This is a genomic window from Amycolatopsis plumensis, assembly GCF_042652605.1.
Lineage (GTDB): Bacteria > Actinomycetota > Actinomycetes > Mycobacteriales > Pseudonocardiaceae > Amycolatopsis > Amycolatopsis plumensis.
This window is the reverse complement of record NZ_JBHSJY010000001.1, coordinates 1,709,332-1,722,759: the sequence shown is the minus strand read 5'-3', so window position 1 is coordinate 1,722,759 and position 13,428 is coordinate 1,709,332. Positions and strand designations below refer to the sequence as shown.

Below are 13,428 nucleotides of genomic sequence, written 5' to 3'. Positions count from 1 at the left end.
CTTGAGTCTGGGGTCACGGGCGCCGGACCTCGGCGCGGCGCCGGCCCACGTAGTCCGGCACCGTCGCATACATCTCGTGCTCAGCGACCAGCCGATCGAAGATCCGCCTCGCGGTGTGCCGCTGCTTGCGAGGAGCGTCCAGATCCGCACGCAACATCGCGTCAACCGCCGACTTGAACGGATCCAGCCGAGACCGACGCGGCGGCTGCTTCTTCCGCGGCTTCGGAACCGGCAAGCCCTCGATCCTCGAGTCCCGCCGGATCGCCGCGAACAACTCGACCTTGCTCCGTTGCACGCTGCGTCTCCACGGTCAACAGCGACGGGATTCACCCTTCAAACCACGCTGGATGTGTTGGCTTGGTCGCAATATCGAAGACGCAGCCTTCGTCGGCGGCTGGAAGACTCACAGAGTAGGGCAGGCCGGAGCGGCATGGACTTGTGCAGACCGGCAGTCCTGCCGCGCCGGGAAATATGCCGATGGGAGCTTCGATATGGCCTCTACACTGCCAGAGACCTTTTTGAATCAGGTTCGCCGGCGGCCCGAAGCGGTTGCCGTGCGGTCAGCCGACGGGTTTCTGACCTTCGATGAACTGAACCGCCGGGCCAATCGCTTGGCCAACCTCCTGATCGAGCGTGGAGTGGAAGCAGAGGAGCCCGTAGCGGTCTGTTCCGGCCGGTCGTTCGACCTGGTCGTTGCGACACTCGCGGTGATCAAGGCGGGCGCCACGTATGTGCCCCTGGCCACAACGATGCCGACGGAGCGACTGCGGTCGATCAGCGACCAGCTCAAGGTGCGGATGGTGATCACCGACGGTTCGACGCCCGCGGCCACGCTGTCCAGCTTCGGCGAGGTGATCACGGCCAGTGACGCTGAACAAACGCAAGAGTCCGAACCGGTGGTTTCGGTGGCTGAGGACCAGCTTGCCTACGTTCTCTTCACTTCGGGATCGGGTGGCGCGCCTAAAGGTGTCGGAGTTTCTCACCGCAGTGTGATCGGGCTCATCGAAGACCAGACCTGGAACGATCCAGTGTTCAGTCGGATTCTCATGATCGCGCCGTATGCATTCGGAATGTCAACGTTTGAATTGTGGGCACCGTTGTTGCGCGGTGGACAAATTGTCCTGGCACACCCGGGCGAGTTCGACATCGACGCGCTGCGCGACGATCTCAGGCGGGGCGACGCGACCGCGGTTCACTTGACATCGGGGCTCTTCAGGCTCGTTGCCGAGGAGGATCCCACCTGTCTTTCATCCGTGCGTGAAGTCATGACCGGTGGTGACGTCGTCTCGCCAGAGGCGGTACGTCGGATCCTTTCCGCAAATCCGGATATCCGGGTCAGAGTGATGTACGGACAGACTGAGACCACTCTGTTCGCCACCCAGCTGCCGTTGACGCAGGACGCGCAGGTCGGTGCTTTCGTCCCGCTCGGTCAGGCTCTCGATGACAAGCGACTTTACGTGCTCGATGAGAGCTTGAACCGAGTAGCCGAAGGCGGAGTCGGCGAACTGTACGTTGCGGGCGGGTGCCTGGCGCGGGGGTATGTCGAACGCCCTGATCTCACTGCGGAGCGGTTCGTCGCGGACCCGTTCGGTGCTCCAGGCGAGCGGATGTTTCGTACCGGTGATCTGGTCCGGCAGACCGCCGGCGGCTCGCTCGAGTTCCTCGGGCGGGCTGACCAGCAGATCAAGATCCGTGGCTTCCGGGTCGAGCTGGGAGAGGTCGAGGCCGCACTTCGAACGCATCCGGCCGTGGCGGACGCGGTGGTCGTCGGCACCTCGAGCGACGAGGATCAGCGGTTGGCCGCCTACTTCGTCCCCTGTGCGGGCGGCGTCGACTTCGGCGGGCTGCGCACCCACCTGGCCAGGGCGCTGCCCGATTACATGGTGCCCGCCGCGTTCACCGCCATCGACGCGATACCGGTAACCGCCAACGGGAAGGTGGATCGAGATGCTCTGCCGGAGCCGGAGTTCGACCGGGCCAAGCAACATCGTGCGCCGCTCAGCCCACGTCAGGAAACGCTGTGCGCCATCTTCGGCAAGACCTTGAATGTCGACCAAGTCGGCCTCGACGACAGCTTCTTCGATCTGGGCGGTCAATCGCTCCAGGCGGCGCGACTCGTGTTGCGCATCGAGGCTGAGCTGGGCGTGAAGCTCAGCGTAGTGGAGATCTTCGATATCCCCACCGTCGCGCTCATTGACCAGCACATCACCGCGATGCACGGCGACCAGGTCGCCAGGGCGAGCTAACAGGAAGGATTCCGGATATGTCGAATCCGTTCGACCGCGAGGACGGCCAGTTCATCGTGCTGGTCAACGAAGCCGGTCAACACTCCCTCTGGCCCGAGTTCGTGGTGCCGCCCGCGGGCTGGCGGGTGGCCCTCGCTGCGACAGATCGCACGTCCTGTCTGCGTTACGTCGCGACGAACTGGACCGACCTCCGCCCACGTGGTGCTGGCTGCAAGCAGGGTGCGGCGTGATGGCGCTCGAGCAGAACTCTGTCTACACGGGCATGAGGGTCGACCACGTTCGGTTCTTCGTCGAGGATTCCGCATCAGCGGCGGACCTGTGGACCCGAGGCTATGCCTTCTCGGAGTTCCAGCGGATCGAAGACGGCCGAAGCCGCACCGTCGGAGTTGGGCGCGATGACATCCGGTTGCTGATCACCGAGCCGCGTGTCCCTGACCATCAGGCCGCCATCTACGTCTCCCGACACGGAGACGGAGTCGCCGACATCGGGCTCGGCGTGGCCGACGCTCGGACTGCGTTCCACGAGGCGGTAAGTCGCGGCGCTGTACCGCTACACGGGCCAACCGAAGATGACGGGGTAGTGACGGCGAGCATCTTGGCCTTCGCGGATGTCGCCCATACCTTCGTGCAGCGCGCCGCGAGCGGACCGCTTCCCCCGGCCGGTTCGCCTTCCGCGCGTGACATCGGCGCTGCTGCTATCGACCACTTCGCTGTCTGCCTGCCCGGCGGGCAGCTCGATCCCACCGTGGCGTTCTACGAAGAGGTACTCGACTTCCGCGTCGTGTACGAGGAGAAGATATTCGTTGGCAAACAATCCATGAATTCCAAGGTTGTGCAAAGTACCTCCGGCGCCGTCACCTTCACTCTGATCGAGCCGGACTTGGCCAAGTCGCCAGGCCAGATAGACACCTTCCTGCGTGACCACGCCGGTGCGGGGATCCAGCATGTGGCGCTCCGGGTGCCGGACATCGTGCGGGCGTTCGACCAGGTCCAGGCGGCTGGTGTTCAGTTCCTTTCAACGCCCGGACAGTACTACGACCGTTTGGATGAACGGATTGACCTGGAAAGGCATTCCATAGAAGATCTGCGTGTACGTGGCATTCTGGCTGATGAGGACCATGACGGGCAGCTGTTCCAGATCTTCGCCAAGCCGGTCACCCCGCGCAATACTTTCTTCGTCGAGCTGATCGAACGCCTTGGCGCGACAACCTTCGGGAGCGGAAACATCAAGGCGCTCTATGAGGCGGTCATGCAAAGCCACGGTGCAGTCGAGGACGCAGCATGAGGGATGACACGTTTCCGCTTTCGCACACTCAGTCGCTGGTCGTGGTTGACCCAACAACGCGATCAGCAGCGCCGCACCGCCGGCGTTGAGGTCGACTGAGATGTGCGAGCTGATCGCTGTGTAAGGACACGTCGGCGAGGTCTCCTGGGCCATCAGCGGTAGAGGCCTGAAAGTCATACCCGGCACACCTGGGTGCCGCGAACCCTACGACCGGCCCGAAACACCTGGCCAGAAGGTAAGAAACCATGACGACCATGGACACTTCGACTGGAGCCGGCGAGCGGTGGCCGCTGTCAGCGAATCAAGAGTTCCTCTGTGCCCTCGACCAGGGCGACGCCGAGGGGCCGTTTGGTCCTCGTCACCATATCGTCCACGGGTGGCGCATCCATGGACAGGTCGACGTGCAGGCATTGCAGCGCGCGCTCGATGACATCGTCGTGCGCCACGATGCGTTGCGCTCTGTGATCATCCGTGATCCGGAAGCGCGGTGTCAGGTCGTCCATCAGCCGACTCCCGCGGAACTGACCGTTCGGGATCTTCCAGGGATCGAGCCGGAAGAGCGGGGACGCCGAATCGACGCCTTGCTTGTCGAGGAGGAGACGGCCGACTTCGACGCATCCTCGGTACCAAAACTTCGCGCGGTCCTCAACCGGTTCGACGACCACGACGCCCTGCTCGTGCTCGTCGTGCACCATGCGGCCGCGGACGGGTGGTCCGTGCAGGTTATCTTTCGCGATCTCGCGGCCCGATATGCGACCCGGACCGGACACGGGGGCCATGAGCTCGCAGAGCCGCAGCAGTATCGCGACTTCACGACGTGGCAGCTTGCGAGATTGGGCGGTCCCGCCGAGAATTCGTCGCGTCGTTACTGGCAGGATAAGCTGCGAGGTGGGGAAACCGTGACCATGCCTGCGGACCGGCCGCGATCGATGGGCTTGCCGCAGACAACAGCCATGTACCGTTTCGAAGTGGACGCTGAGCTGATGGCCGGCGTGTCCGCGCTGGCCAGGGAAGTGCGTGGGTCCTCCTTTATGGTGCTCCTCGCCGCTTTCACGATCGCGGTCAACCGGCTGTCCGGGGCGACGGACATCGCCACCCCGACATTGACGCCTGGCCGTGAATATGGCCGTTTCGACGAGGCGGTCGGTCTATTCTTCAATTTCGTACCGATCCGCTTGGATGTCACGGCATGCGCCAAGTATCGGGACGTGCTGCAGCTCACTCGAAACACCTGTCTGGAGGCCTACGTCCACGACATTCCGGCGATCCCGGGTGAAGCACCCGAGTTCATGCGGCCGATGGCGGTGGACAATGAGGTTCCGATCATCTTCCAAGTCTTTCCCTTTCCCTTTCCGCTCGACGGCACCCGAGTGGGGGACCTGGAGTACAGCGAGATTCGGCGGCGGATCGGCTCACAATCACGCACGTCGGATATTCCGGACGGCGTATTGTGGACACTCACCATTGACACGACGGGCGAGCTCATCGGTAACATCGCGTACAAGGACGGGCTCGTTGACCGAAGCAGTATCGCGCAGTGGGTAAGCCAATTCCGTGCTGAACTGAAGAACTTGGTGACCGGCCCCGACGGCGTGGTGCTTCTGCGAAGTGCGTCGCGTAATTCGGTCGAGCCGATTGGAGAGCGGTGACGAGCTCATTCGACGACAAGAGCGTGTCTTAGGGGTCAGTTCAGAATGAGTTTGCGGAGGCAGATGATCGAGCAGGCCAGGCTGAGGATGGCTTGATGGACGTCGGCGCGTCGTTCGGTGCGGATGCGTAGCCGGCGGAAGTTTTTGAACCAGGCGAAGGTGCGTTCCACGGGCCAGCGGATGGTGCCGAGGCCGGAGCCGTGTTCGGTGCCGCGGCGGGCGATATGCGGGGTGATGCCGCGGGCGCGGACCGGGCGGCGGTACTTGTCGTGGTCGTAGCCGCGGTCGGCGTAGAGCCGCCGAGGACGGCGCCGGGGCTTGCCGACCACACCGCGGATCGACGGGATGGCGTCGATCCGCGGGATCAGCTGGGTGACGTCGTTGCGGTGGCCGCCGGTGAGCGTGACCGCGAGTGGAGTGCCGTGGGCGTCGGTGATCAGGTGGTGCTTGGAGCCAAGCTTGCGCCGGTCGACCGGGCTGGGGCCGGTGTGGTCCCCCCTTTGAGGGCACGCAGGTGGGTGGAGTCGACCAGCGCGGCGGACAGGTCCAGCAGTCCGGCGGCACGTAGCTCGGCGAGCAGGCGTTCGTGCAGCTGCTGCCAGATGTCGGCCTCCTGCCATTCGGTCAGCCGTCGCCAGCAGGTGGCCCCGGAGGCGCCGAACAGCGCCGTGGGCAGGCGGTTCCAGCCGATGCCGGTGCGGATGACGTACAGGATGCCTTCGAGGGCGGCCCGGTCGTCAGCCCGTTTGCGGCCGGGATAGCGGAACCGCCGTGGGTGTACCGGAAGGAGCGGCTCCAGCCGCTCCCACAGCTGGTCGGTCAGAACCTCCTCACGCATACCAAGATTCTGGAAAGCCCCGCGCTCCCAGCAACGCCGACACGCCGACTCATTCTGAACTGACCCCTTAGCCCCTGTCTCACGTGGATTTTATGATCTTGGGTCGTGGTTGATCGGTTGTCGATGCGGTTGGTGCCGGACGAGTTGTGGGTGCTGGTGGAGCCGTTGGTTCCGGAGTTCCGGGCTCGTCGGCAGGGACGGCGCCGTTGCCGGCTCGTGCGGTGTTCACCGCGATCGTGTACGTGTTGACCGGTGGGTGGTCCCGCGTCATCGTTGATGCGGCATCGGTGCGTGCGAAAAGGGGGGATCGCTGACCGGGCCGAGCCCGGTCGACCGCCATCCGGGTCCGGATCGCCCGCACGGGCATCGAGACCAGCGAGCTCGGCCGCCACCGCTGGGTGATCGAGCGGACGATCTCCTGGCTCACCGGATACCGACGACTCACCATCCGCTACGAACGCAAAGCCGGCCACTTCCTGGCATTCCTCACCCTCGCCGCCGCCCTCACCTGCTCCAAGAAACTCCGCAAAGCGGACACATGAGACACGCTCCAAGACGGGAGTGTGACGGCGATGGCGGGCCGCCTCGCAGCACCTCGTTTGCACCTCTTCATGATTGCTGGGACTCATGTCGAGCGACGTGCGAGGACTGTCGATCAGGAGAAACGCTGGGTAGGCAGTGTCTCGGCGACGTAGTGCGACCGACATCAACGCCAGCCAATACGCCACCTGCGTCGCAGTGCGGACGCCACCAGCGGGGCTGAGCTTGCCCCGATAGCGGTCATCGTTGCTGCAAATTCAGCGTCCAATTGGGTGCGAGAGCACACCGAGCTGGTTGAGCCGCAGCACGCCTCAGCGGGGGCTCGATCATCGCGATCGAGGACTCCGTCGCCGTCGAGCAACGCTGGGCCTCGCCAGCCGCTACCTCGGCCCCGATGGCCCCGACCACATCGAAACCGCCCCCGCCGCCACCGAACGCATGGTCCGCATCCTCCTGCGCCCCGAGCATTGGGTAAATCCGCGACTACACCCGGCTGTCCAGCTAGCCCGGGTGCTTCGAGACACGTTGTCCCGTGGTCGGTCCGTCCGAAGCAGACATGGCGCGACGTAGGCTTGCCGGGCGCATGTCGGTCCATACCTCGTCGATGTGGGACAGGCACTCCTCCTTCGTGCCGGTGAACCCGGTCGCGGTCCAGCCGGGCGGGCCTTCGCGGTCCGTCGGCCAGATCGAGTACTGCTCCTCCTCGTCGTTGATGACCACCCGGTACGTCACTGCGGCTCCTCGGTGTCGGTGATGATGTTGTCCAGCACGGCTTCGAAGTTGGCGAGCACGTGCGCCACGAAGCGGTCGTCGTACCGCCCTCGGTCGAACACGGCTTCGAGGCGCATCCGGTCGCCCGGTGTGACCACCAGGGTGAACGGGTAGTTCGTCCACGTCTTCGCGGACACCGCGGTGGCGCCCGCCGGCGCGAGTCGTTCGCGGGCCGACTCGCGCACCGGATAGTTCTCGAACACCAGGATGGTCTCGAACAGCGGCACATTGCCCGGCACCTCGCTCCAGCCGTGCACCCGCACCAGCGGTGTGTGGTCCGACGGCAGCTCCGCCTGGTGGCGCTGGTTGTCCTGCAGCCACGTCGCCAGGTCCCCGTCCGCCGGGATGGTGATCCGCACCGGCAGCGTGTTGATGAACATCCCGAGCATGCGGGTGTTGTCCGGTTCCGTTGACCGGCCGCTGCGCGTCACGCCGAAGACGACGTCCGGGGTGCCCGCGTACCGGGACAACACCAGGCCCCACGCCGCCTGCAGCACCGTGTTCGCGGTGACCCGGTGTGTCCTCGTGAACCCGGTCAGCCGGTCACCGAGGTCGAGCAGGCGCTCGCACTGCGCGTGCCCCGACCCGCCGGACGCGTGCGACGGCAGTGGGGTCGGCTCGCGGAAGCCCGCCAGGTACCGCTGCCAGAACGGGCGGGCCCGCTCGTGGTCCTGCGCACGGAGCCACGCGATGTGCGCCGACCAGGACGGCGCCGGGTCGTGCGGTGGCGGTGCGCCGGCGCGGAGCGCGTCGTACACGGTGAGGTACTCGTCGACCAGCGCGACGAGGCTCCAGCCGTCCAGCAGGAGGTGATGGCTGGTCAACGCGACCACCCAGTCCCCGTCTGCGAGGTCGACCATGGTCAGCCGGACCAGCGGCGCCTCGAACAGGTCGAAGCCCCGGATGCGGTCGGCCATCAACAGCTCCTCGAGCCGTTTGCCGTGGGTGTCCGGCGGCCAGGCGGTGCCGAGGACGACGTCGGCGGCCGATGTGGCGTGCCGGTCCACCACCTGCCACGGTTCTTGCCGGTCGTCGAGCAGGAAACGGGTGCGCAGCACCGGGTGGCGGCGCGCCAGCTCCGCCCACGCCGCGGTGCACGTGTCCGGGTCGAGACCCTCCTGCGGCCACACCGTCTGGCTGACGTACAGACCGCTGCCCGGTTCCGCGAGTACGTGGAAGAGGATGCCTTCCTGGGTCGGTGCCAGCGGGTACGCGTCCGCCGCGGCCGGGTCGCGACGCAGGATCGCCGCACGCCGGGCGGCCCACTCCGGCGGTGTGGCGACCGGTGCCTCGACCGGTGTGGCGACCGCGGCGAGTTCGGCGATCGTCTGGTGGGCGAAGAACTGCCGCGGGGTCAGGTGCAGCCCGGCGCTCGCCGCCCGCGCGACGATCTGGATGGCGCGGATCGAGTCGCCGCCGAGCGCGAAGTAGTTGGCGTCCGCCGCCGGTGCCGGCACGTCGAGCACCTGCGCCCAGACGGCCGCTAGGACCCGTTCCGCCTCCGTTTCCGGCGGCCGCCCGCCTGCCATCGCGGGCTCCGGTGGGGCCGGCAGCGCGCGCCGGTCGAGCTTCCCCGTCGGTGTCGTGGGCAGCTCGGTCAGCGGCACGTATGCCGACGGCACGAGCGCGTGCGGCAGCGACTCGGCGAGGAACGCGCGCAGCACGACCGGTTCCGCGACCGCCGCCACGGCGGGGTCCGCGACCACGTACGCCACCAGCACCCCGTGCACCGCGACGGCCGCCCGGCCGACGGTTGGGTGCGCCCGCAGCGCCGCCTCCACGTCAGCCGGGTCGAAGCGGACGCCGTTGACCTTGAGCTGGTCGTCGGACCGCCCGAGGTATTGCAGGTTGCCGTCGGGCAGGTACCTGGCCCGGTCGCCGGTGCGGTAGAGGCGTTGCCCCGGCAGCGTCGGGTGGGGCACGAACCGGTCCGCGGTCAGCGCCGGGTTGCCGTGGTAGCCGCGGGCCAGGCCGGCGCCACCGACGTAGACGTGGCCGGGCAGGCCCGTGCCCACCGGGATGATCTCGTCGTCGAGCAACTCGACCCACGTGCCGTCGATCGGCCGGCCGACGGGCACGTGGCGGTGCACCGCGGGCGCCCGGACCTCGTGTGCGGTGGTCGTCATCGTCGTCTCGCTGGGGCCGTACATGTTGACCACGCGCGCCGAGGGCGCGACTACGGTGAGGTCGAGTACGTCACCCGCGTGCAGCGGCTCGCCGCTGACCAGGACGGTGCGCAGCGCCGGCAGCGTGACCCTGCGCCGGACGAGGTGGCCGGTGAGCACCCGCAGGACCGACGGGACGACGGACGCGACCACGCTCACCGGTTCGGCTGCGAGCACGTCGACGGCCGTGTCCAGATCGGCCGCCCCGTGGGTCAGCAGCGCGATCCGCGCGCCGACCGTCAGCGGGAACACGAGGTCGCGCAGGCTCGCGTCGAACGAGACGGTCGTCATCGCCGCCACGGTGTCATCAGGGCCCGCGTACTCGCGCCGCCGCATATCCGCGAAATAGTTCGCCACGCCGCGGCGCGTGCCCGCGATCCCCTTGGCCGCCCCGGTCGAGCCGGAGGTGTGCACGACGTAGGCCAGGCTGTCCGGCTCGGCCCGGGGGAGCTCCGCGATCCGGTCGACCGGCATGTCGCCCGCCTGGACCACCGGACCCGCGAAACCCCGGCAGAGGTTTCTTCGTCAGCAACACGCCGGGGCGGGTGTCGTCGAGGATTCCGGCCAGCCGAGCAGGCGGGTGCTCCGGGTCGAGCGGCACGAACCCCGCTCCGGCCCGCCACACCGCCATCAGGGCGACGACCAGCTCCGCGTCCCGGCCGAGGTGGACGGCGACGAGCGTCTCCGGTCCCGCACCGGCCGCCACGAGCCGGGTGGCGAGGCGGTCGACGCGGGCGCCGAGCTCGGCGTACGTGACGTCGGTTCCGGCGGCACGCACCGCGACCCGGTCCGGCCGGGCAGCGATCTGCCGGGCCACCGGCTCCCACGGGTCGGCCACCGCGGGGGTGACCCGTCGCGGGACCGGTGCCGGGGTGAGCGGCACGCGCGTTACCGGGCGGTCCGGTTCGGCGGCGACGAGGTCGAGCAGCCGCAGCCAGTGCGCCACGAACGTCTCCGCCCAGGCCTGGTCGACGACGTCTCTGTCGAACTCGAGCGTCCCGGCCAGGCCGCCGGCGTGCTCGGTCACCGCGAGCCGCAAGTCACACTTGACCCCGACCACCGGGATCGGCACCGAGCGCGCGGCAAGGTCGGGCACGGCGAAGCCGGCCGCTGGATCGCTCTCCACGACGAACTGCGCCTGCACGATGGGATGCCGGGTGAGGTCGCGGTCCGGTGCCAGCGCCTCGACGAGACGCTCGAACGGCACGTCCTGGTGCGCGTAGGCGCCGAGCGCGGTCGCGGCCACCCGATCGAGCAGCTGCCGGAAACTCGGGTCGCCGGACACCGAGGTGCGAAACACGACCGTGTTGACGAACAGCCCGGCCAGCGGCTCGAAGTCGACGTGGTCCCGCCCGGAGACGGGGGAACCGACCAGCACGTCGTCCCGGCCGGTGTACCGGGCGAGCAGTGCCTGGTAGCCGGCCAGCAGCACCATGAACAGCGTGGCCTGCCCGGCCCTGGCGAGCTCGCGCAGCCGGGCACACAAGATGCCGTCGACGGTGAACGAGGCCCGGCCGCCGCGGAAGTCCTGCACCGCCGGGCGCACCAGGTCACTCGGCAGGTCGAGCACGAGCTCCGCACCATCCAAAGCGGACTTCCAGTACGAGAGCCCGGCGTCGAGGCGAGCGCCGGTGAGCCGCTCTCGTTGCCAGGCGGCGAAGTCGGCGTACTGCATGGCGGGCACGGGCAGTTCCGCACCCGCGTAGATCGAGCCGAGGTCGCGAGCGAGCACGTCCAACGACATCCCGTCGGCGACGATGTGGTGCACCACGACGACCAGAACGTGCTCGTCCGCGCCGACCCGCAGGACCCGGGCCCGCACCAGCGGATACGTCGCCATGTCGAACGGCCGCGCGGTCTCCTCGGCCAGCGCGGCGGCCACCTCGTCCGGTGCGACATCCTCGACCGCCATCCTCACCGCCCCGGGCGGGTGCACCTGGACGTACGGCACACCGTTCTCGGCGTGGAAGGTCGTTCGCAGCGTCTCGTGGCGGGTGAGCAACCCGGTGACCGCCTCGCGCAGCACGTCGACATCGAGGGGCCCGGACAGGTGCAGGGCCAGCGCTACGTTGTAGGTGCCTGCCTGGTCTCCCACCTGCTCGACGAACCACAGCTGCTCCTGCGCGAACGACAGCGGCAGCGGCCGTCCGTCACGCGGCAGCGGCCGCGGTTCGTCCGCCGCGTCCCGCCCCCGGGTGGAGATCAGGTCGGCGAGACCCGCGATCGTGCCGGCACGCAACAGGTCGGCGAGCGTGAGCCGGACGCCCAGCTGCCGCGCGATCCTGGTGACGATCCGGATCCCCGCGAGCGAGTGCCCGCCGACGTCGAGGAAGTGGTCGGTCACGCCGACCCCGTCGGCACCCAGTACCGCCGACCAGATCTCGGCGAGCCGCCGTTCGAGGTCGTTCGATGGCGCGACGTGGTCCTCGGCCCGCTCCGGGCCGGGCGCGGGGAGCGCGGCTCGGTCGACCTTTCCCGCGGGGTTGAGCGGAAAACGCGGCAACGTCACGTAGTACCGCGGCACGACCATGGCGGGCAGCGAGTCCGCGAGGTGCTCGCGCAGCTCCCGCGCGCCCGGCCCCGGCGTGCCGGGCCGGGGCACCACGTAGGCGACGAGCCGTCCGTCGCGCTGGTGGACCACGGCGGCCGCGACCCCCGGGTGGCCGGTGAGCACCGCCTCGATCTCGCCCGCCTCGACCCGGACTCCGTTGACCTTGATCTGGTTGTCCAGCCTCCCGAGGTAGTCGAGCTGCCCGTCCGGACGCTCGCGGACCAGGTCACCGGTCCGGTACAGGCGTCCGCCGGGCGCGGTCGGATCGGGCACGAACCGGTCGGCGGTCAGGCCAGGTCTGCGGAAGTAGCCCCGGCACACCGCGACGCCCCCGATGTGCAGCTCACCCGGTGTGCCGGGCGGGACCGGGCGCAGGTGCTCGTCGAGCACGTGCAGCGTGTTGCCGGGCACAGCGACCCCGATCGGCACGGGTGACTCGCCGCCCCGGCACCGGGCGAACGTCGAGGAGATCGTGGTCTCGGTCGGCCCGTAGAAGTTGTAGAACTCGACGTCGAGCGCCGCCGCCACCCGGTCGGCCAGGGTGGCGGGCAGCGCCTCGCCGCCCGCCACCAGCCAGCGCAGGCTCGCGCACGAGGCCGGGTCGGCCTCGTCGAGGAACAGGTGCAGCAGCGACGGCACGAACTGCGCGACCGTGACTCGTTCCCTGGCGATCAACGCGGACAGGTAGTCGGGCTCGCGGTGCCCGTCCTGCTTCGGCACGACGAGCCGGGCGCCGGTGGTCAACGGGAGGAACAGCTCCCACACGGACGGGTCGAAGCTGATCGCGGTGCGCAGCAGCACGGCATCGCCGGCGCCGACCGGCAGCAGATCCCTGGTCCACGCAAGGTAGTTGGCCACCGACCGGTGGTCGAGCATCGTGCCCTTCGGCCGCCCGGTCGAGCCCGACGTGTAGATGACGTAAGCGAGGTTGTCCGGCGCGGTACGGACGCGCCGGTCGATCCGGGCCCCGGCCAGGACCGTGCCGCGGTCACGGTCGAGGCACACCAGCTCGGGCCGGTGCTCGTTGTCGTCGAGCAGCGCTCCCACCCGGTCGGTGGTGTCGGTGACCAGCACCGCCGGGGCGGCGTCGGCGACCATGTACCGCAGCCGCTCCCGCGGGTAGTCCGGGTCGAGCGGCACGTACGCCCCACCCGCCTGCCAGATCGCGACGAGCGTGACGATCAGGTCGATGCCGCGCGGCAGGCACACGCCGACCACCGTCTCCGCGCCGACGCCGAGCTCGCGCAGCCGGGCCGCGAACCGCGCGGCCCGGTCATCGAGCTCGGCGAAGGTGAGGTGGGTGCCTTCGAACGTCACCGCCGTCGCGTCCGGTGCGCGGTGGCACTGCTCCTCGATGAGATCCGGGGTCGGGCGAAGGTCCAT

Annotated in this window: 9 protein-coding genes and 1 pseudogene; 5 read left to right on the top strand and 5 right to left on the bottom strand. The window is 68.4% G+C overall.

Translation table 11 applies throughout. The annotated features are described in order from the left end of the window. Nucleotides 1–13: 13 nt before the first annotated feature. Entirely contained in the window at nucleotides 14–295 is a 282-nt protein-coding gene (locus ACFPLC_RS07780; protein ID WP_378235741.1) for a hypothetical protein, read from the bottom strand. A 196-nt stretch (nucleotides 296–491) separates the two neighbouring features. On the opposite strand from ACFPLC_RS07780, the gene ACFPLC_RS07775 reads away from it, so the two are divergent. The 4 genes from ACFPLC_RS07775 to ACFPLC_RS07760 all read left to right on the top strand — a co-directional run bounded on the left by ACFPLC_RS07775 (nucleotide 492) and on the right by ACFPLC_RS07760 (nucleotide 5,180). Beyond that, entirely contained in the window at nucleotides 492–2,246 is a 1,755-nt protein-coding gene (locus ACFPLC_RS07775; RefSeq protein WP_378195767.1) for an amino acid adenylation domain-containing protein, read from the top strand. A gap of 17 nt (nucleotides 2,247–2,263) precedes the next feature. After that, complete coding sequence (locus ACFPLC_RS07770) at nucleotides 2,264–2,476, top strand: MbtH family protein (protein ID WP_378195764.1); 213 nt, start codon at nucleotides 2,264–2,266, stop codon at nucleotides 2,474–2,476. Then, entirely contained in the window at nucleotides 2,476–3,531 is a 1,056-nt protein-coding gene (gene hppD / locus ACFPLC_RS07765; protein ID WP_378195761.1) for a 4-hydroxyphenylpyruvate dioxygenase, read from the top strand. The genes ACFPLC_RS07770 and hppD overlap by 1 nt, the downstream gene beginning before the upstream one ends. 245 nt (nucleotides 3,532–3,776) lie before the next feature. Next, entirely contained in the window at nucleotides 3,777–5,180 is a 1,404-nt protein-coding gene (locus ACFPLC_RS07760; RefSeq protein WP_378195758.1) for a condensation domain-containing protein, read from the top strand. A 35-nt stretch (nucleotides 5,181–5,215) separates the two neighbouring features. On the opposite strand, the gene ACFPLC_RS07755 is transcribed toward ACFPLC_RS07760, so the two are convergent. Continuing rightward, a protein-coding gene (locus ACFPLC_RS07755) for an IS5 family transposase (RefSeq protein ID WP_378195755.1) occupies nucleotides 5,216–6,018 on the bottom strand; the annotation gives its coding sequence in 2 pieces (ribosomal slippage) (nucleotides 5,216–5,682 and nucleotides 5,682–6,018; 804 coding nt in all). A 338-nt stretch (nucleotides 6,019–6,356) separates the two neighbouring features. Here ACFPLC_RS07755 and ACFPLC_RS07750 point away from each other — a divergent pair. Continuing rightward, nucleotides 6,357–6,560 (top strand): annotated as a pseudogene (locus tag ACFPLC_RS07750) (transposase); the annotation flags it as partial. A gap of 499 nt (nucleotides 6,561–7,059) precedes the next feature. Here the strand turns inward: ACFPLC_RS07750 and ACFPLC_RS07745 are convergent. The 3 genes from ACFPLC_RS07745 to ACFPLC_RS07735 are packed head-to-tail and all read right to left on the bottom strand — an operon-like array spanning nucleotide 7,060 to nucleotide 13,428. Next, nucleotides 7,060–7,290 (bottom strand): MbtH family protein, encoded by a 231-nt coding sequence (locus tag ACFPLC_RS07745; RefSeq protein WP_378195752.1) that lies wholly within the window; start codon nucleotides 7,288–7,290, stop codon nucleotides 7,060–7,062. Continuing rightward, nucleotides 7,287–9,908: a condensation domain-containing protein gene (locus ACFPLC_RS07740; protein WP_378195999.1), complete on the bottom strand. Its 2,622-nt coding sequence runs from the start codon at nucleotides 9,906–9,908 to the stop codon at nucleotides 7,287–7,289. Before ACFPLC_RS07740 ends, ACFPLC_RS07745 begins: the two co-directional genes overlap by 4 nt. Continuing rightward, nucleotides 9,802–13,428, bottom strand: a complete 3,627-nt coding sequence (locus ACFPLC_RS07735) for an amino acid adenylation domain-containing protein (protein WP_378235739.1) — start codon at nucleotides 13,426–13,428, stop codon at nucleotides 9,802–9,804. The genes ACFPLC_RS07740 and ACFPLC_RS07735 overlap by 107 nt, the downstream gene beginning before the upstream one ends.

What these genes read in the sequence shown, in the direction of transcription:
- ACFPLC_RS07775 (WP_378195767.1), top strand. Translation starts at nt 492, where the DNA reads ATGGCCTCTACACTGCCAGAGACCTTTTTGAATCAGGTTCGCCGGCGG.
- ACFPLC_RS07770 (WP_378195764.1), top strand. Translation starts at nt 2,264, where the DNA reads ATGTCGAATCCGTTCGACCGCGAGGACGGCCAGTTCATCGTGCTGGTC.
- hppD (WP_378195761.1), top strand. Translation starts at nt 2,476, where the DNA reads ATGGCGCTCGAGCAGAACTCTGTCTACACGGGCATGAGGGTCGACCAC.
- ACFPLC_RS07760 (WP_378195758.1), top strand. Translation starts at nt 3,777, where the DNA reads ATGACGACCATGGACACTTCGACTGGAGCCGGCGAGCGGTGGCCGCTG.
- ACFPLC_RS07735 (WP_378235739.1), bottom strand. Translation starts at nt 13,428, where the DNA reads ATGGACCTTCGCCCGACCCCGGATCTCATCGAGGAGCAGTGCCACCGC.